The 18,355-nt window shown below is 66.4% G+C and carries 12 protein-coding genes and 3 tRNA genes; 9 read left to right on the top strand and 6 right to left on the bottom strand.

What is annotated here, in order from left to right:
* Positions 1-8: 8 nt before the first annotated feature.
* Complete coding sequence (locus FOJ82_RS11080) at positions 9-821, bottom strand: pseudouridine synthase (RefSeq protein ID WP_221933139.1); 813 nt, start codon at positions 819-821, stop codon at positions 9-11.
* A 273-nt stretch (positions 822-1,094) separates the two neighbouring features.
* Here FOJ82_RS11080 and FOJ82_RS11085 point away from each other — a divergent pair, with 273 nt between their 5' ends.
* The 3 genes from FOJ82_RS11085 to FOJ82_RS11095 all read left to right on the top strand — a co-directional run bounded on the left by FOJ82_RS11085 (position 1,095) and on the right by FOJ82_RS11095 (position 4,150).
* On the top strand, positions 1,095-3,473 hold the full coding sequence (locus FOJ82_RS11085) for a sodium-translocating pyrophosphatase (RefSeq protein WP_143938546.1): 2,379 nt from the start codon (positions 1,095-1,097) through the stop codon (positions 3,471-3,473).
* Positions 3,474-3,561: 88 nt separating this feature from the next.
* Positions 3,562-3,646, top strand: a tRNA-Ser gene (locus tag FOJ82_RS11090).
* Positions 3,647-3,697: 51 nt separating this feature from the next.
* Positions 3,698-4,150 (top strand): hypothetical protein, encoded by a 453-nt coding sequence (locus FOJ82_RS11095; RefSeq protein WP_143938547.1) that lies wholly within the window; start codon positions 3,698-3,700, stop codon positions 4,148-4,150.
* A 52-nt stretch (positions 4,151-4,202) separates the two neighbouring features.
* Here FOJ82_RS11095 and FOJ82_RS11100 read toward each other — a convergent pair whose 3' ends face one another.
* Positions 4,203-5,948 (bottom strand): LCP family protein, encoded by a 1,746-nt coding sequence (locus FOJ82_RS11100; protein WP_143938548.1) that lies wholly within the window; start codon positions 5,946-5,948, stop codon positions 4,203-4,205.
* A gap of 105 nt (positions 5,949-6,053) precedes the next feature.
* Between FOJ82_RS11100 and FOJ82_RS11105 the strand changes: the two genes are divergently transcribed.
* From FOJ82_RS11105 to FOJ82_RS11130, 6 genes are all read left to right on the top strand, one after another.
* A tRNA-Ser gene (locus FOJ82_RS11105) sits at positions 6,054-6,142 on the top strand.
* Between the two features lie 132 nt (positions 6,143-6,274).
* Positions 6,275-6,347 (top strand) — tRNA-Arg (locus FOJ82_RS11110).
* Positions 6,348-6,556: 209 nt separating this feature from the next.
* Positions 6,557-7,708 (top strand): tyrosine-type recombinase/integrase, encoded by a 1,152-nt coding sequence (locus FOJ82_RS11115; RefSeq protein WP_143938549.1) that lies wholly within the window; start codon positions 6,557-6,559, stop codon positions 7,706-7,708.
* 325 nt (positions 7,709-8,033) lie between these two features.
* Positions 8,034-8,213: a helix-turn-helix domain-containing protein gene (locus tag FOJ82_RS11120; protein ID WP_143938550.1), complete on the top strand. Its 180-nt coding sequence runs from the start codon at positions 8,034-8,036 to the stop codon at positions 8,211-8,213.
* 78 nt (positions 8,214-8,291) lie between these two features.
* On the top strand, positions 8,292-9,596 hold the full coding sequence (locus tag FOJ82_RS11125) for a hypothetical protein (RefSeq protein ID WP_143938551.1): 1,305 nt from the start codon (positions 8,292-8,294) through the stop codon (positions 9,594-9,596).
* A gap of 407 nt (positions 9,597-10,003) precedes the next feature.
* Positions 10,004-10,408 carry a hypothetical protein gene (locus FOJ82_RS11130; protein WP_143938552.1) on the top strand — a complete coding sequence of 135 codons (405 nt, stop codon included), beginning with the start codon at positions 10,004-10,006 and terminating at the stop codon, positions 10,406-10,408.
* A 397-nt stretch (positions 10,409-10,805) separates the two neighbouring features.
* On the opposite strand, the gene FOJ82_RS11135 is transcribed toward FOJ82_RS11130, so the two are convergent.
* The 4 genes from FOJ82_RS11135 to FOJ82_RS11150 form a co-directional block, all read right to left on the bottom strand.
* Complete coding sequence (locus FOJ82_RS11135; RefSeq protein ID WP_143938553.1) at positions 10,806-14,156, bottom strand: DEAD/DEAH box helicase family protein; 3,351 nt, start codon at positions 14,154-14,156, stop codon at positions 10,806-10,808.
* 114 nt (positions 14,157-14,270) lie between these two features.
* Positions 14,271-15,182: a restriction endonuclease gene (locus tag FOJ82_RS11140; protein WP_143938554.1), complete on the bottom strand. Its 912-nt coding sequence runs from the start codon at positions 15,180-15,182 to the stop codon at positions 14,271-14,273.
* Positions 15,182-16,312 (bottom strand): restriction endonuclease subunit S, encoded by a 1,131-nt coding sequence (locus tag FOJ82_RS11145; protein WP_246099858.1) that lies wholly within the window; start codon positions 16,310-16,312, stop codon positions 15,182-15,184. The genes FOJ82_RS11140 and FOJ82_RS11145 overlap by 1 nt, the downstream gene beginning before the upstream one ends.
* 2 nt (positions 16,313-16,314) lie before the next feature.
* Positions 16,315-17,781 (bottom strand): type I restriction-modification system subunit M, encoded by a 1,467-nt coding sequence (locus FOJ82_RS11150; protein WP_143938556.1) that lies wholly within the window; start codon positions 17,779-17,781, stop codon positions 16,315-16,317.
* Positions 17,782-18,355: the final 574 nt, after the last annotated feature.

Consider the following 18,355-nt stretch of genomic DNA (forward strand, 5'->3'; position numbering starts at 1 on the left):
CTGCCACATCACCATGTCAGCTCCCGGGCCGACCTGAAGTGGCGCTTCAGGCCGTCCACCGGATCGACGAACTCCAGCGAGTGGGCCAGCAGTCGCAGCGGTGTCGTGAAGTCATCGATGGCGACGTCGGAGACCTCCGGGTAGAGGGGGTCGCCCAGCAGCGGGATGCCCAACGAGTTGAAATGCATCCGGATCTGGTGGGTCTTGCCCGTGTGCGGCCGCACCTCGTAGAGCGCGTGGTCGCCCCTGACCTCCAGGAGGTCGATGTCCGTGCGGGCGTTGGGCGGCCTGTCCAGCGTCTCGGCCTGCATCGTTCCGACCCGCTTCACGAGGTGGGACTCGACGGTCGTGGGGAACTCCAGCTCCGGCCGGTGGCCTGCGACGGCGTGGTACACCTTCACGGCCTCCCTCCGCCGGAACACGTCCTGGTAGCGGGAGCGCCACCGCTGTTCGGTGGTCAGCAGCAGCACGCCCGCCGTGCCGCGGTCCAGCCGGTGGGCGGGCGACAGTTCCGGAAGGTCCAGCGCGATGCGCGCCTTCACGACGACGCTCTGGGTCACGTGCCGGCCCCGGGGGATGGTGGAGAGGAAGTGGGGCTTGTCCACCACCACGATCCGCTCGTCGCGGTGGATCACCCGGATCTCCCCGGGCACCTCCGCCTCGTCGCGCAGTTCGCGGTGGAACCAGACGAAGGTGTGCGGCCGGTAGACCTCGCGCCCGGTCCACGGGTTGCCCCTGTCGTCGACGAACGCGCCGCGCTCGAGCATGCCGTCGACGTCGTCGCGTGCGGGTCCCAGCTTGTCCCGCAGGAAGTCCCGCATCGTCGGCCAGGGCAGGGCGTTGCCCGGGTCCCGGTCCGGGGTGCGCACCCACGCGGCCTGCAGGCCGTGGCGCGGGGGGAGCGGTGACTTCGGGGGCACCCAGCAATTGAAGCCCACAATCGTCCCGCGGCCAACAGGAGGGCAGGCGCGCGTCACTTTCGCTTCACGGCTTGCGGTTTCGACCTCCTGCTGCTGTTAGGCTCACACCTTCCGGACGACGCCGTCCGGCCCGCCCGCGCGCGGTTGGCACTTCACCACTGGAGGTTTGCGCCCATGACCCACGGTCCCGTCCTGCTGGAAGTCGGACTCAGTGCCGGCAACCTGACCATCGTGGTCGTGATCGCGGCCCTGGCCGCCGTGGCGATCGGAATGTCGCTGCGCTTTCGCGCCGAGGTGCTCAGGGCCGACGAGGGCACCGTCGGGATGCAGGCGATAGCCAGGGCCGTGCAGGAGGGGGCGTCCGCGTTCCTGGGGCGCCAGTTCCGCACCCTGGGCTGGTTCGCCGGGCTCGCCTTCCTCGTGTTGCTGGTACTGCCGACCCACGGCGACGGCAACCCGTGGGTGCTTCGGGTCGCGCGTTCGCTCGCCTTCGTCGTCGGCGCCGGGTTCTCCGCCCTGATCGGCTTCCTCGGCATGTGGCTGGCCGTGCGCGCCAACGTGCGGGTCGCCGCCGCAGCCCGTACCGAGGGCCGCGACCCGGCCATGAGGATTGCCTTCCGCACCGGCGCCGCCGTCGGCATGGCCACCATCGGCTTCGGTCTGCTGGGCGCGGCAGTTGTGGTGCTGGTGTTCCGCGGGGACGCCCCGACGATCCTCGAGGGCTTCGGTTTCGGAGCGGCGATGCTGGCCATGTTCATGCGCGTCGGCGGCGGCATCTTCACCAAGGCCGCCGACGTCGGCGCCGACCTGGTGGGCAAGGTCGAGCAGAACATTCCGGAGGACGACCCACGCAACGCCGCCACCATCGCCGACAACGTGGGTGACAACGTCGGCGACTGCGCGGGCATGGCGGCCGACCTGTTCGAGTCCTACGCGGTCACCATCGTCGCCTCCCTGATCCTGGGACGTGCTGCCTTCGGTGAGTACGGCCTGGTTTTCCCGCTGATCATCCCCTCCATCGGCGTGATCACCGCGATCCTCGGGGTCTACCTGACCCGTCCGAAGCCGGGGGAGAACGGGCTGCGGACCATCAACCGCTCCTTCTACCAGTCGGCGGGCATCTCCCTGGTGCTGTCGGCCGTGGCCTCCTTCTGGTACCTGCCCTCGAACTTCGCGGCCATGGGCGTCGAGCACACGGGCGTCATCGGCGACCCGCGAATCATCGCGCTCGGGTCGGTGGCCATCGGCATCGCCCTGGCGGCGGTCATCCTGGCGCTGACCGGCTTCTACACCGGCACCGAGGACAAGCCGGTCCAGGACGTCGGCAACACCTCCGTGACCGGCGCTGCGACCGTCATCCTGTCCGGCATCGCGCTCGGCCTGGAGTCCAGCGTGTTCACCGCCGTGATCATCGCGTTCTCCGTGCTGGGGGCGTTCATGCTGGGCGGTGGCGGCGTGGTGGGCCTGTTCGCGATCGCCCTCGCCGGCTGCGGCCTGCTCACCACCGTGGGCGTGATCGTGGCCATGGACACCTTCGGTCCCGTCAGCGACAACGCCCAGGGCATCGCCGAGATGTCAGGCGACGTCGACGGGGAGGGTGCCCAGATCCTGACCGAGCTGGACGCCGTCGGCAACACCACCAAGGCGATCACCAAGGGCATCGCGATCGCGACGGCCGTGCTGGCCGCCACTGCGCTGTTCGGGGCGTTCACCGACGCCATCGCCAACGCCCTGACCGAGGCCGCGGCCTTCCGCGAGTTCGAGCTGCAGTCGGTCGTGTTCTCCCCGGCGGTGCTGGTGGGCCTCATCATCGGCTCCTCTGTGATCTTCCTGTTCTCGGGGCTCACCATCCAGGCGGTCGGTCGGGCCGCGGGCGCCGTCGTGTTCGAGGTGCGCCGCCAGTTCCGCGAGATCCCCGGGATCATGGACGGAACCGGCCGGCCCGAGTACGGCAAGGTCGTCGACATCTGCACGCGCGACTCCCTGCGGGAGCTCGTCACCCCGGGCCTGTTGGCGATCACTGCGCCGGTCGCCGTCGGCTTCGGTCTCGGCGCCCCCGCCCTCGCTGGCTACCTGGCGGGCGCCATCGCCTGCGGCACGCTGATGGCAGTCTTCCTCGCCAACTCCGGCGGGGCCTGGGACAACGCGAAGAAGCTCGTCGAGGACGGCCACCACGGCGGCAAGGGCTCCGACGCCCACGCCGCCACCGTGATCGGAGACACCGTCGGCGACCCGTTCAAGGACACCGCCGGCCCCGCCATCAACCCGTTGATCAAGGTCATGAACCTGGTCGCGCTGCTGATCGCGCCAGCAGCGGTGGCGATGTCCGAGCTCAATGACACCCCCAGCGCCTGGCGCTACGTGATCGCGCTCGTCGCGGCCGTGATCGGCATCGGGGCCGTGGTGATCGCGTCCAAGCGCGGCACCGCGATGAAGGGCACCGAGGAGCCCAACCCGGGGCTGGACGGCCTGCCCGGGAACGCCGGCTGGGAGGAACGGCACCAGGTCCCGCGCCCGACGGGGATCACCGAGATGGTGAACCGCACCGACTGAGGCGCGCCCGCGCGGCCCTTGCGGCTAGCGCGGACGTGGGCTGAACCCGGCCCCACCCGCTACGATGGGGTGGCTGCCCCAGGGCAGTGGCGAGGTCGCATAGTGGACTAGTGCAGCCGCCTTGAAAGCGGCCGAGTGGCAACGCTCCGTGGGTTCGAATCCCACCCTCGCCGCAAGGGCGAGCCGTCTGGGTTCGCAGCAGTCGAAATCGGTAGTGTGTCGCCATGGACGACACCCACTACGTCATCAAGCCGCGGCCCCCGTTCAGGGCGTTCTTCATCGCTGCGGTAGCCACGATCCTCGGCGCAGCGCTCGTGGTGCTGACGCTCGTCAACGCATGGCACTGGGTGGTGCTGGCGCTGGGCATCATCGTCCTGGTGGCGGGCCTCGTCCTGTTCCTCGCAGGCCTCGCCGCGACCGGCCGCGGCCGGGTGGCGATCACCTTCACCGATGACGGCTACTCCCTCGACGGCAGCGCGGGCAGCGAGGGTGGCCGGTGGGAGACCGTGACGAGGGTGACGCAGTCCGACGACGGCCGCCACGTCACCGTCCACAACGGCTCCGACGAGCGCCACCACCTGGTGTTCGCGCCCGGTAACTCGGGCCAGGTCGCAGAGCTCCTCGAGGACATGACCAAGCGGCTCGACGCCGCCAAGGGCTACACCAACTTCGGCTGAGCCCATCCGGTGCGGGCCGGGCCAGGCTGGGCGGTGCGACCTCGACCCCGGGTTACTTCGGGTTGTAGGCGCAGGCGTCGCTGACCGACTGGCTGCCGTCCACGAACGTGGGCTGCGCCGTCGGCGACTCCGACTGCCCGGGCTCCTCCGACTGGGTCGGCTCGTCGCTGGGGGAGGCCTCGGCGGTGCTGGCCGGCGTGCTGGGTGCCTGGCTGGGCTCATCGTCGGAGATCGCCTCTTCGACGGACTCGCGCATCGTCTCGAAGTCCGGGTTCGCGTAGTCGTAGCCGTTCTTCCCGGGGGCGAACACCAGGCGCTCGATCTCGGCGTCCTTGACCACGAGCGACAGCTCGACGAGCGGCTGCAGCACCTGCTGCGGGATGTCGGTCATGACCATGTCCGCGCCGGCTGCGGCGATGGCCTCGTAGGAGGTGAGCATCGTGGCGGGGTTCGCCTGCTTGATGATCGCGTTCACGAGGCACGACTGGCGGGCCATGCGGTCGTAGTCGCTCGACTCCAGGCGGCTGCGGGCGTACCACATGGCCTCGTAGCCGTTGAGGTGCTGGTCCGGGCCGGGCTCGAGGTAACCCGTGGGCCTGCGACCCGACGAGTCGCCGCCGATGGGGAGCCGGTCGTTGATGTTGACCGTCACCCCTCCCATGGCGTTGATCAGGCGCTGGACGCCGTCGATGTCGAGCAGGACGAAGTAGTCGACCTTGAGTCCCGTGATTCCCTCGACGCCCTGCTTCAGCGCTTCTGCACCGCGGTAGGTCTGGCCCTGCAGGACCTCGGAGTACCACGGGCTGTCCTCGACGGTGTGCCACAGCGCGTTGATGAACCACTCCGCGGGATCACCCTCGCCGCGGAAGCCGTCCGGGAACAGCTCCGCGAGCTCCGAGCCCTCGGGGAACGGCGCGTACTGCAGGTTGCGCGGGATCTGGACGATGTCGGTGGCGCCGGTGCTGGTGTTGATCGAGGCCACCATGATCGTGTCCGTGCGGATGCCGTTCTCGTCGCTGCGGGCCTTGGCTCCGTCGGCGCCCAGCAGCAGGATGTTCAGCCGGGGATGGCCCTCCCACGGGTTGTCCTCCTCCACGGCGATGGTGGGGCGGCTGGAACTGGTGACCTCCGCCTCGTCGGCGAAGACGGTCTCCACAAGCTTCTGCTGGTCGAACGAGTAGCGGGCGGCCACGGCCACGGGTGCCGAGATCACCAGGCTGAGCACGGTGACGGCGACGGCGCCGGTGGTGCGCTTGGACGGGCCGAGCCCCTTGGGGCGGGTGAGGAGGTGGGTGCCGGCGATCAGGGCTACCCAGACGAGCCCGATGGCCACGAGCACCAACGAGATGCGCCGAAGCTGTGCCGGGTCGACGGCGAACCCGGCGAAGTTGCCGAGGTTGCTGAACGCGGACCAGCCGATGGCAGCGATGGTTCCGAGGAACGCCAGCGGCACGACGGCGCCGACGACCTTGGCGGTGCCTGACCTGGCACCGAGCAGGCCTGCGCCCGGCAGGACGGTGCTGAGGGCGGTCAGGGCGATGCTGCGACGCAGCGACGGCTCCTTCGCCGGGTGGGGGGCGCGCACCACGGTGGGGGCGTCGTCGACGCGAGGCGTGGGCTTGGGAGTGGGCCTGGGCTCGGGCTCGGGCTCGGGGGCGGAACGTTGCGCCCGCGGCGGCTGTGGGCTCGCGGCGGGCCGGAAGACGGGGCCGTAGAGGTCGCCGACGCCGGAGCTCAGGGCCTCGTCGCTCGGCGGCAGTGCCCGGCGCGGGCGCGACGGCTTCGGTTCATCGTTCATCTGTGGGTGGCCCCCCTTCCGCTGCACAAGTGTAGATCGTGGGCGCAGGGGGTCCCAACCGCGTTTGGCGCGGGACTCCGCGCTCGGCTAACCTTGTGCGGACGTGGAGGTGTCGCCTAGTCAGGTCTATGGCGCCCGCCTGCTAAGCGGGTTTGGGGTAAAACCCATCGCGGGTTCAAATCCCGCCACCTCCGCCGATCGATGTTTTTGCAAGCATCTGGGCGGCCCGGGATCGCATCGCGGATCCGGGCCGTCACCCTTGCGGGGCAGTCGTTTTGCCTCACTGGGGGAGAGGCCGTATAGTTGGCAATCGCCTGCACGGCACTGCGCTCGTGGCTCAACGGATAGAGCATCTGACTACGGATCAGAAGGTTGGGGGTTCGAGTCCCTCCGAGCGCGCAAGCGTCGCCGCAAGCCACAGGCTTGTAGGTGACGGGAGGGGCTCCTTCGGGAGCCCCTTTTCGCGTTCATGGGGGCAACCATGGGGGCAACCAGCCTTGTGGGAACCGGATCGGATCCACACAGGTTTACCCAGACACCGCGGAGCATGTTCGGCATCGTCCCAAGGAGCACGGCCAACCGAGGCCGTCCGGACGTGGGAGCACTACATGGCAGGCAAGCGCGGCAACGGCGAGGACTCAATCTACAAAGGCAAGACGGACGGACGCTGGTACGTCCAGGGCTTCATCGACGAAGGGCATGGCCGGGTCCGCAGGAAGGTCAGCGCCAAGACCCGCTCCGAGGCGATCAAGAAGTGGGAGCAGCGCAAAGCGGAGGCCGTGAAGGGTGCCCGGAGGTTCGGGCAGCCCAAGACCGTGGCCGAGCTGCTCGAACACTGGCTCAAGGTCAGGTCCCCAGAGCTCAAGTACAAGACCCTCGTCGGTTACCAGGGCGCGATCAACCGACACCTCCTGCCGTACTTCGGATCGCGGAAACCTGCGGCGCTCTCCGTCGCCGACATCGAGCGGTGGCAGCACGAGCTCGGCAGCAGCCAAGGGCTCTCGCGCTCATCCATTCACCAGGCCAAGACAATCTTGAGCCAAGCGCTCGACGAGGCGATCCGGCATGGCGACGTGACCTCGAACCCCGTGAGGCTTGCTCGCTCCATGAAGAAGGACCCAACCCGCATCGAAGCGCTCACGCCGGACCAAGCGCGGCAGCTCGTCCGCTCGCTCTCCCCTGAAGACCACCAGTCGCGCGCTCGCGTCCTCCTTGCGCTCACCCTAGGACTCCGTCAAGGAGAACTCCTGGCGCTCAAGTGGGATGACGTCGACTTGACCTCGCCAAGTCCCATCCTGGTGGTCAGAGCAAGCCTCCAACGGCAGACGGGCCGGGGACTGGTCCGGGTCACGCCTAAGACCGCCAAGTCTCACCGACGCATCGGCTTGTCGGCCCAACTGGTGGAGGCGCTGCGCGCACTGGCGCTGCAGCAGAAGGTCATGACTCTTCAGTCGGGAGGAACGTACAACGCCGAGGGCTACGTGCTGGTGAGCTCCTCGGGAACCCCCATCGATCCAGCGAACGATCGCAAGGACTGGCACCGACTCCTTGCGGCTGCCGGTCTGCCACCGTTCCGGGTGCATGCCGCGCGTCACACCGCCGCCACGCTGATGCTCCAGGAGGTGAGCATGCACGTGGCGCAGCAGGTCTTGGGGCACACCAGCATCCGCACCACAGTAGACATCTACGGTCATCTGACTGCCGAGGACGGCGCTGAGGCGATCTCCCGGGTCTCTCTGAAGCTCACTGGCACGGACTGATTCGGCTGCACCTTCTAACTCGCGTTCCTTCCCGCAGAACTCCAGCCCCCCCACCCTTAAGTGGAGTCCGAGGAGGCCTGCTCCACGTGACAGCGCCGGGTGGCCCAGTGCACTCGAGGCAGTGGCCCTACCTCCCTTCCCGACCAGCGGTCATGCTCGTCGACCGAAGCACCAGGGCCGTCCTTCGCTGCCCCGATCTGGACTGCTCCACGCCATCGAGGCTCGGAAGGAGCCGGAAAAAACTCGCGTGAGTTCACTGGGACACGGACAGGTCCCCTGGAGTCTCATGGTTACAGGCAACCCGGCCTCTACCCCAAGGAGTCCCATGACACCCCGACTGCTGTACACCCCCGAGCAGGCCAGCGAGCAGCTATCCATCGGCAGAACCAAGATCTTCGAGCTGATCAGACAGAACAAGATCGAGAGCATCCAGATCGGAAGCCTGCGGCGCATCCCACACAGCGCCCTTGAAGCCTTCATCGACAACCGCCGCGACCACCACTGAATCCCACCCCCCGCGCACACGGAGCACGCCACCCAGGTGGCACAAGGACTACGCGCCAATCACACGATTGGACCACACATGAGCACTCTCACCCACCCCGCCCCGGCAGCCGTCGCGCCCGAGGGCGATCGCACACCCGCGAACGTCACCCCGTTCGCCGTCGGCCGGATGGACCAAAAGTCACCAACTTCCCTAACTAACAGAAGCACGAATGATGATGAGGAAGCCAAGGAGCCGTCCGCCATCACCGAGCCTGTGGAGGAGGGTCCAGGCCCCCGGACCGACTGGGGCATCGACACTGTCAAGCTCTCCTTCGAGGTAGATCCCAACCAGTCCTTGACCCACTCCCCGTTCTGGACATCGGTGAGTAGCCGAATGCTCCCAGGTTCCAGGGGCGAGGACGAGGTCCATCAGGGCAAGATCTCCTTCCTCACGGCCGATGTCCGCGTCACGCTGTATGCGCAGAGTCGTCGGTGCCACCTCGAGTTCAACGCCGCCCGACTCACCCACGGCAAGTCGCCCCTCTTGTGGGCGCCAGATGGACTCGTTGTGCTGGTGGAGAGGATCTTGCAGGAGGTGAGCCCCCACGCTTGCCCAACGTTCATCGGCTACGACTCCAACGGTGTGGAGACCTGGGCTGAGGACTGGGCCAGCCAAGTGGGCATCAAACGGCTCGACATCGCCCGAAACCTCATCATCGAGGACCCAGCCCTGATCAAGGCGGCCCTGCCCTCCATCGAATGCCGATACGGAAAGAGCAAGGCCCAGTACGCAAGTGGCAAGAACGGGTGGACGCTGGTCAACTCCACCAGCAAGAGCGGCGTGGACCGCCTCTACGACAAGGAAGCCGAGCTCGCTACCCACGACATCGAGTGTTCGCTCTCCGAGTCCAGCGGCAGGCTCTTCAGGTTCGAGGCCCAGATACAAGGGGATCGCCTCAAGAAGCATGGGTTGACCAGGCTGGCTGATGTGACCGATGACCGGGCCTGGAAGGCTCTGGAAGCGCGTTGGAGCGCCACCGGCTGGGGCTCACCCTTGCCCTCCTCCTCGGGCCTCCTAGAGGCTCTGAGCGGCCTCTCGGGTGTCAAGACGGAGCGCCTCATCGGCTTCCTCCACCTCGATGCCACGGGCCAAGCTGCATCCGTGCTGCAGCCTTCCCACATTCGGAGTCAACGCAAACTGGCGCGAGAGCTCGGCCTCACGCCTGGCATGCCCGTGGAGCTGCTGGGGCAAGCCAGGCAACACATAGATCTCGGGGCGGGTCAGCTAATGCCTCTCGCCGCCGTGGAGCCTCAGCCGGGAGTCCTGGCCTCTGAAAACCGGCCAACGCGAGTGGCTCGCCCAGTCTTGGACTCGGAAGCGAGCCATTCGCTGGCCAGTTGATCGAGCGTGGCGTTCGAGCACAGGAACCGCTGCGTGCCTTGTCGTGGTTGTTCGACATCGCATTGAGAGCCTGAGGGCGACCGATATGGTCGAGACAGGCTCGACCGATGGGGAAGAGAGTGCGCGCGAAGTACATGGGATTTGCGGTCGTCGGAGCGTTCCTCCTGGCGAGCTGCACGATCCAGCTTTCAGGCGGTCCGTTGCCCACCGGGCCCAATCCATCGCTTGTCTCGACCTCATCCGACGCTGAGGATCCGCCCTTGGGATCTGCCAGCCCAACCGAGTCCACCCAAAGCCCCGTGCCCACCACACTCGCGGCTGAGCCATCGCCATCGCCGGACCCGGGTGATGTCCCGATTTCTGCGAAGCCCCGGGAATGCCCACCAGACGTAACACTCCCAGCAGGCATGGACCTTCGCTACTGCGGAGGAATTCCTGACGATGCCTACAGCGGTGGTCGCGGGGAGCGGTTCATCACCCCATCACGGAACATCGCTTGCCTCATGAAGGAAGCATCGGTGACTTGCGAGGCAATAGAGACCGCCATGATCCCGGATTTCCAGGATCCTGAAGGCGACGGTCAGTGCAACGGATTCAGGCTCGACAACGCTGCCTCCGTGCTGTGCCACAGCGAACCGATCCTGTGGGATGGCTGGGACCACGACCCTGGGGAGTGGCCAGAGATGCCCTACGGCGACACCGTATTTGGGTACGAGCACGTGTGTGAGGTTGAGCAATCCGGGGTCAGCTGCTGGAACTTCGAAACCGGCCACGGATTCTTCCTCTCCCGCGCTCGATATGCCCATTGGTGACCATGGCCAGCGCAGCGCTTTTGGTTAGGCAGCGAGGTGCCGGTGATGGGAAAGGCCTAGCGGGTGAGCTCGACAAGCACCTTCTTCACAGTCGGTGGGGTGCTCGCGACGCTCCACGTCCACTCGGTACGGATGGCGGTCATGCACCTCCCGCCACCCGGCTTGAGGCTCGCGCGGAGTCTCCGCTCCGCTGTTGGACTGGTAGGGATGTCCAAGTCCCGTCCTCTTTGAGCGGAACTGTCCAATCCGTGGCGCCTGCACTCGTCGCCCTCGGTGATCTCGCGGATGAGGTTGTCTGGGGGGCGTGTGAAACCCTTCGAGGCTGCGGAGCCAGACGGCCTGCAGGCCAGCTAGGAAGCGGCTCCCGTAGTAGGAGAAGCGGACCGGCGAACCACCGCTAGACGGCCCTGCGGGGGTAGGCGTTGGCCTTCACGTTACGGAGGATCTCGACGATGACGTCGACCTGGGCTTCCGGGAACACGTGGTCGGGTCCTGTGGGCGCATTCTCGGTATAGGGGGACTCGTAGAGCCTGGTCGGTTCCATGAGGCCGTTTTGGGTGAGTTCGTCGACGATGAGGTTCACGAACCGGATCTGCTCGACGGTGGCGGTGCCGTGGTCGAGGAACTGGGAGAAAGCTTCGGTGGCTGCGGTCTTGTCAAGCCCCACGAGGCTGCGGATGAAGAGTCCGAGTCCGCCGGATTGCTCGGCTGCCCACACGATGTCGGTTCTCTGTCCGGCCCCACTGGCAGCCAGCATGTCCTCGAGGGCTGCGAGGTCTTCCGTGGTGAGTTGCTTGTTGCGGCGCAAGCGCTGGAGGGCGACGTGGTCCTGGTGCTGTTTCAGGTAGGCAGCGGCCTTGGCGCGGAAACGGGTGAGGTCAGTGCCGGGAGTGATGCCAGGCAGCTGGACAGCCCTGTGGCTTCCCAGCGTGTCTTCGAAATCGGTGTACAGGGGCGTGCGGGTGGTGCGCTCGACCAGGCGCACGAGGCCGCGCAGACGCAGCCTCGCGAGCTCGAGCATCTCGAGGCTGACATCGACCCACCACTCGTCGCTCGCGACCTCTTCCAGCAGGACCGCCTGCTGCTGAATCGAGGGGATGGCGGTCTTGGTCAGCAGCGAGGAGGCGATGTTCTGGACCGATTCCCGGATCTGCTCGGCGGTGACGGCGTCGCCTTGGAGTTGAGAGAGTTGTCGTCGGAGGATGAGCAGGTCGAAGCGCTTTGCTGCCTCGTCGGGGTCCGTGGCGGCGGATGGGAGGCCTCCGAGGGGGAGGGCGGCCTCAGCGTCCTCTGGGGTGAGGGCTGTCCAGGAGTCGCGGTCGGTGAACCGCTCGACGGCTTTCCGGTGGGGGCGGACCAGGACGTTGTCCAGCGTCATCCCGGTCACGAATCCGTGTAGCGAGTCAGCGGTGGTGGCGCGGAGTTCGGAGTCGTCCAGGGCGGTAACGAGGCCGAGGCGTGCTTCGAAGATCCGCTGGGTGAGGGACCTCTGGGTGGATCCCTCCACTGTTGGGAGATCCTGGCTGAAGAACTCCAGGTTGCCGCAGAAGTCGAAGACGAGGAAATCCTGTTTGTCGTTTCCGGGGCCGTAGAGGTCGGGGCGGAGGCGGGTGCCGCGGCCGATCATCTGCCAGAACTTGGTCTTGGAGCGGACCATCTTGAAGAAGACGAGGTTGGCGACCTCGGGGACGTCGATGCCGGTGTCGAGCATGTCGACGCTGATCGCGATGTGCGGCGCTTTGTCTGGGGTCGAGAAGTCGTCGATCAGCGATTGGGCGTAGGGGCTGCCGTGGGTGATAGTCCGGGCGAAGTGGCCCGCGTGTTCTGGCCAGCTGAGGTCGAAGCGCTGCTGGATGAACTCGGCGTGGCGCTGATTCCTGGCGAAGATGATCGTCTTTGCGAGCCGGTCGGCTCCGGCGACCTTGTGTCCGTGGTCCATGAGCGTCGCAAGGACCTTGTCGACGGTGTCCTCATTGAAAAGGGACTGGTTGAGTTCCTCCGCCCCGACCTCGACAGGTGTGTCGTCCTCGCCCCAGTCGAGGGTGTCCCATTGGTCCTTCTCTTCTTCGGAAAGGTCGGCGTATCGGATGCCCCGTCGCAGGAATATCGTTTCGACGTCGATGCCGCGTGGGGGTACGAGGTAGCCGTCGGCGACGGCCTCGTCGAGGCTATAGGCGTCGGTGGGGACGCCGTCCTCTAGATGGAAGAGGCGGTAGGTGTTGTGGTCGACCTCGTCCTTCGGGGTGGCGGTCAACCCGACCAGCAGCGAGTCGAAGTAGTCGAAAATCGCTCCGTACTTGGCGTAGACGGACCGGTGTGCCTCATCAATGATGACCAGATCGAAGAAGCCCGGGCCGAAGCGGCGTACGCCGTCGTCGGCCTGGTTGATCACGTTCAGCATCGTGGGATACGTCGACACGTACACCCGACCGTCGGTGGACTTCTCTGTGACCAGGTTGACCGTGGCCACGCTGGGCAGCTGGGTCTTGAACACGCCGACGGCCTGGTTCACCAGAGCGGTACGGTCCGCCAGGAACAGGACCCGCTTCACCCACCCTGCCTTCATCAGCTGGTCCACCAGCGCAATCACCGTGCGGGTCTTCCCCGACCCGGTGGCCATGACCAGCAGCGCGTCGCGCTGCTTCTGGCCGAACGCATGACCGACCGCCTTGATCGCCCTCACCTGATACGGCCGCCCAGCGATCGACGTATCCACCGCCGCCGTCGACAGCACCTGCCGGGCCGTGCGGCGTTGGATCATCAACTCCAACTCGTCAGCGGTGAAGAACCCCTGGACCTCCCGAGGCGGGTACCCGGCCGCGTCGTCCCAGAGCCAGTGCTCGTATCCGTTGGTGAAGAACACGACGGGGCGGCGCCCGTAGGTTGCCTCCAGGCAGTCGGCGTACAGCTTGGCCTGCTGCTGGCCGACCTGTGGGGACTTGGTGGTGCGCTTGGCCTCGACCACCGCCAGAGGTAGCCCGTCGGCTCCCCACAGCACGTAGTCCACGAACCCGCGACCCTGGGCGTTCGGCATCCCTGTGACCTCGAACTCGCGATCACGAGCTTCGACCAGCGGCCACCCCGCCTCCCGCAGCAGCAGGTCGATGAACAGATCGCGGGTCTCCGCCTCCGAGTAGTCATGTTCATCGGCCACCACGACAGCCGCCTGTGCGGCTTCGACCTCAGCCCGCAGCCTGGCGATCTCCGCATCCTTGGTGGCCGCGACCTCGTCGCGTTCCGCCTGGACCCTCGCCAGGGCCTCGTCCTGGGCCTGCAGACGCGCTGCCAGCCTGGTCAGCTCATCGCGGCTCAGCGGGGCCGAGTGGGCCGCCAGCGAGGCGTCGAACCGGGCGGTCATTGGCACCGCCTCCGGCGCCGGGGAGTGATGGAACGCCGCCCAGATCAGGACGTGGTGCAGCTCCCGCAGGACCGCCAGCGACAGATCCTGCCCAACCACCCGCGTTTCATGCACAGCGCTGTTCCCTGCCCTGCGGATCAGGTTCAGCTTGTGAGAGATCGTCCGCCCGGTCAGCTGCTGGAAGGCCGGAGCGTTGGTCCGTGCCGCCAGATCGCTCTGGTAGGGCTCAGGGAGCCCCCTGAGGGCGTAGAGGTGGTCTACAAGGCTCTCGACCGTCCGACGGGCGTAGAAGCACGCAGAGCGCGGATCAGAGGCCAGGTAGGACTCGGCCCGGGCAGCATCAGCGTGCAGGGTGGAAATGGTGGCACGCAGGAACGCGAAGTTACTCATCGGCACTGCCCGGACTGTCGGCAACTCTCTACGACCCCCACATGCGTAGGCTAGGGGGTTTACGCTGCGCTCGCCGGTGTGACAGGCGGATACGGCCTTGAGGCATATTGGCAGCTACTCGAAGAAGTCCTCGTCGACCTCGACGATGTGCAGGGTCTGCTTCACCTGCACTCCAACGCCGTAGCGGATCATCAGCGACGCCAGCCGCGCCCCGTCGATGAGGATGATCCGCGAGTGAGCGGTGCGGGCGTAGTCCTGGGCACCGGACGAGAAGCGCGCGGTGGTGATGAACACCCCTCCGTCCGCGCGCCCGCTCAACGCTCCGACGAACGCCTGCACCTCGGGCCTCCCGACGGAACTGTCGAGCGCGTACCGCTTAGCCTGAACGTAGACGCGGTTGAGGCCGAGCGCGTCCTGGTCGATCACGCCGTCGATGCCGCCATCGTTCGACGCCTGCGTGACGGTCTCACGGCCTCCGGCGCCGCCGTAGCCCATCGCGACGAGGAGGTCGACGACGACCTTCTCGAAGAACGTGGGAGCCTGAGCGTGCAGACGGGCCAGCAGGTCGGCGGCAACATCGGCCTGGATGCGCGCAATGCCCTCTGACACCTGCTCCACCGGGTCGAGTTCTGTCTCTACCGGCGCGAGGTCGACGTGGACCTCAGGAGTGGCCGCGCGCCTGGGCTGCCGCCACTCCAGAACCCCGCCGGGCGTCAGCTCACCGAGGTGCCGCTCCTCGATCCCCGCGGGATGCCGAGCCAATAAGGCGCGCCCCTCTTCTGTGATCCGGTAGGTGGCCCTCTCCGGCCGCTGGAGCGCCCCTACGCGATTAAGGTATGACGTTGCCCAGCCGATCCGGTTCTCGAACTTCACTTGCCCTGACGCCAACACTTCTGCTCGCTGCTCGTCAGTGATGCCGACGTCTGCCGCCACCACCTCGTACAACTCGCGGCGCTTGACCGGCCGCCCGTCCAGCAGAGCCCGAAGCACCGGCGCCATGAACTGCTGCCACGTGGGCATCGACATCAGAGTTCCCCCTTGAACGCGCGCGACTGAAGCGAGGCGTGCAGGTCCGCTTCCTGTGCCTCCGCGAGCAGCATGGACTGGCGCATCGTGAGCACCTCTTCCACCAGCCGGTGGAACGTGTTCAAATCACGTCCTGACGGGCGAGGGACCAGTGTGTCACGGAGGATTCTCAGGTTGATGTTCCGTTGGGCCGATTGGGGGGCCACGCGTTCCATTTCACGTTGCATGAGCCCTAGCCACGCCTGGACGTAGGTAGTGACCTCCGGGGATGCGGTGAACGCTACGACACTGTCGGGGAAGCAGGCATCGAACCCGAGCCTCGCGGTGTCTGCGATGTTGGCGGCGATAGTTATGCACAGCGTTCCCGCGGGCCACATCCGGCTTTGGCGCAGCCCCGCCTCGGAGTACGTGGAGGAGAAGTCCGTGATGACCCATCGTGAGCGCGCCACGTCGCCGGTCTGAATCAACGGATATGGCCCGCCGAGAAGAAGTGGGTCATTCCGAGGACGGTGTCGGGACACGCCTCGCTCCAGGACTCCCAACTCCTTGAGGCTGATGAGATCGGACTGTCGAGAGTTGGTGCGGGGGTCGCCGAACATGTCGTGGAAGATCGACTGGATGAGGGCGTCGAGGTGGGCGAGGACCTGGCGGCGCTTGGCGCGGATGGCGTCGGCCTTGTCGAGGATCGCCGCGATCCTCCTTTGCTCCTCGATGTTGGGCAGAGGCACTTCAAACGTTGCCAGGACCCGCGGACTCAAGCGAGGCAGGTTCGCGCCGGAGGTCCTCGACGCCGCGAACGCCACCATGGGCGGCTGCGACAGGTAGTGCGCCAGGTACCCCCGGTCTAGATGCTTGGAGGGAGTTATGGGCAGGATGTCCGTGCTGCACACGCCAGCTCGATCCGGGCGGGCAATCTTGCCAAGGTTCGGTCGCAGTTTGCCGAATAGAACCTGCCGCTCATTGAAGCGGAACTTGGTGCTGGTCAGTTCAGCTCTGCCAATCGAGCTGTACTCGCGGATCGGTCCGCCCGACTCGATGTGTTCGAGGCCGAGGTATGGCGTGTCCCGATCGAGCACGGTTGGGTCCACCCCCGTTCGCTCGATCGTCGCGACCTCGCCCAGCGGAACCATCCTCACGAGAGCATCGCCTTCAACTCCGCGATCCCAGCCGCGATCTCCCGCTCCATGTCCTCGATGTCCGCGATGATCTCCAACGGGGGGTGGTGCTCCTCCGCGTCGTGAACGATCTCCTTGTATCGGTTGATGCTGAGGTCGTAACCCTGGGCGACGATGTCTGCCCTGGGAACCAGGAATGAACGCTCGGTGCGCGCCCTCCCTCGCTCGGGGCTGTCCGGGCGGGACAAGCTGCGCCAGCGCTCCAGCACTTCCGGGAGGTCGTTGGCCTTCACGGGGTTGCGCTTGTCGTCGAGGGAGAACCCGTCGGCTTGGACGTCGTAGAACCACACGTCGTCGGTGCCGCCGCTGTCGGTCTTCGTGAAGAACAGGATGGCCGTCGATACCCCTGCGTATGGACGGAACACGCCTGAGGGGAGCTTGACGACTGCGTTGAGCTTCTGGTCCTCGACGAGCGCCCGGCGGAGGTCTATGTGGGCCTTCGAGGAGCCGAAGAGGACGCCGTCGGGCACGATGACCGCTGCCCGGCCGCCGGGCTTGAGCAGCTTGAGGAACAGCGCGAGGAAGAGCAGTTCGGTCTTCTTCGTCTTGACGACGCGTTGCAGGTCCTTGGCTGTGGACTCGTAGTCGAGCGACCCGGAGAACGGCGGGTTGGCCAGGATCAGGCTGTACCGCTGGGTGTCGCCTGCCGCGCCCTGGGAGAGGGAGTCGCGGTAGCGGATGTCGGGGGACTCGATGCCGTGGAGCAGCATGTTCATGCTGCCGATGCGGAGCATGGTGTGGTCGAAGTCGTAGCCGTGGAACATCGAGTGGTGGAAGTGCTGTCGCTGGGTGGCGTCGAGGAGCGCCTCGCGGTGCCGGTGGCGGATGTATTCGCTCGCGGCGATGAGGAAGCCCGCGGTGCCGCAGGCGGGATCGCAGATTTCGTCGTCGGGGCGGGGCTCGGTCATGTCGACCATGAGCTGGATGATGTGGCGCGGAGTGCGGAACTGGCCGTTGCGCCCGGCGCTGGCGATCTTGGACAGCAGGTACTCGTACAGGTCGCCATTGGTATCCCTATCGTCCATGCGGATGCCGTCAAGCATGTCGACGACCCGGCTCAGAAGGGCGGGTGTGGGGATGGTGAATCTGGCATCGCGCATGTGTTCCGAGTACGTCGAACCGTCGCCGCCCAGGTCACGGAGGAATGGGAAAACCTCGTCCGCGACCGTCGCATGCATCTGGGTCGACTCTAGACTCTTCAGGTTTCTCCAGCGCAGGTGCTGCTGCGACTCGTTGAAGACGGCACCCTCGAGGCTTCCGGTGATACGGGCGCGCTTCTCGGCGAGGGTGTGCAGATCGTCGAGGCGGCGGACGAAGAGGAGATAGGTGATCTGCTCGATAACCTCAAGAGGATTGCTGATGCCCCCCGACCAGAAGGCGTCCCATACTCGGTCGATCTTGCTCTTGAGCTCTCCTGTGATCACCCAGAGAAGCCTAGTAGGTTTCACCACCAGTGTTGCGGAAGGGTGTCTTCGGCACGTCCCGGATCGCTCTGGCAGTTTCCCGGCCGAACCGGCCCACCGTCTCAGCAAGATCCAGTGTCATCCTCGGATGGAACGTCGTGAAGGGGCCCGCAGCTGTGACTCTCGAGGAGCCACCGAGGTCGTGTGGGACAGCCCCGGGTAAACGTCACACAATCGAACGGTGGCGCTGCGTCGCGATGGTGATAGCACCATGCGTCGAGAGCGCCGGAAGTGCACGCCGTCCAGCGGAAGGAAGCCCCAATCTATGACTCACTAGCCGTGTCGCCGGATCGCGGTGAGACTCACGACAGGGACTGACTGACGGGGCGCGATGGATGCGGCAGTCGACCACGTCACCGCGCCGGGGCGGTGACGCGTTGGACGCGTCAACCGCGAGCCGCGCTTGCATCCGAGCTGATAGCCGTCACCCACCATCCGGTGTGCGCAGAACACGCCCCCTCATCGCACGCGGGAGATCCCGTTGCCAGGCTTGTCTTGGTGACGTCGGTGGGATGCAGCCCGATCACGGCATTGG

Origin of the sequence: Tessaracoccus rhinocerotis (assembly GCF_007197885.1) — a bacterium.
Lineage (GTDB): Bacteria > Actinomycetota > Actinomycetes > Propionibacteriales > Propionibacteriaceae > Arachnia > Arachnia rhinocerotis.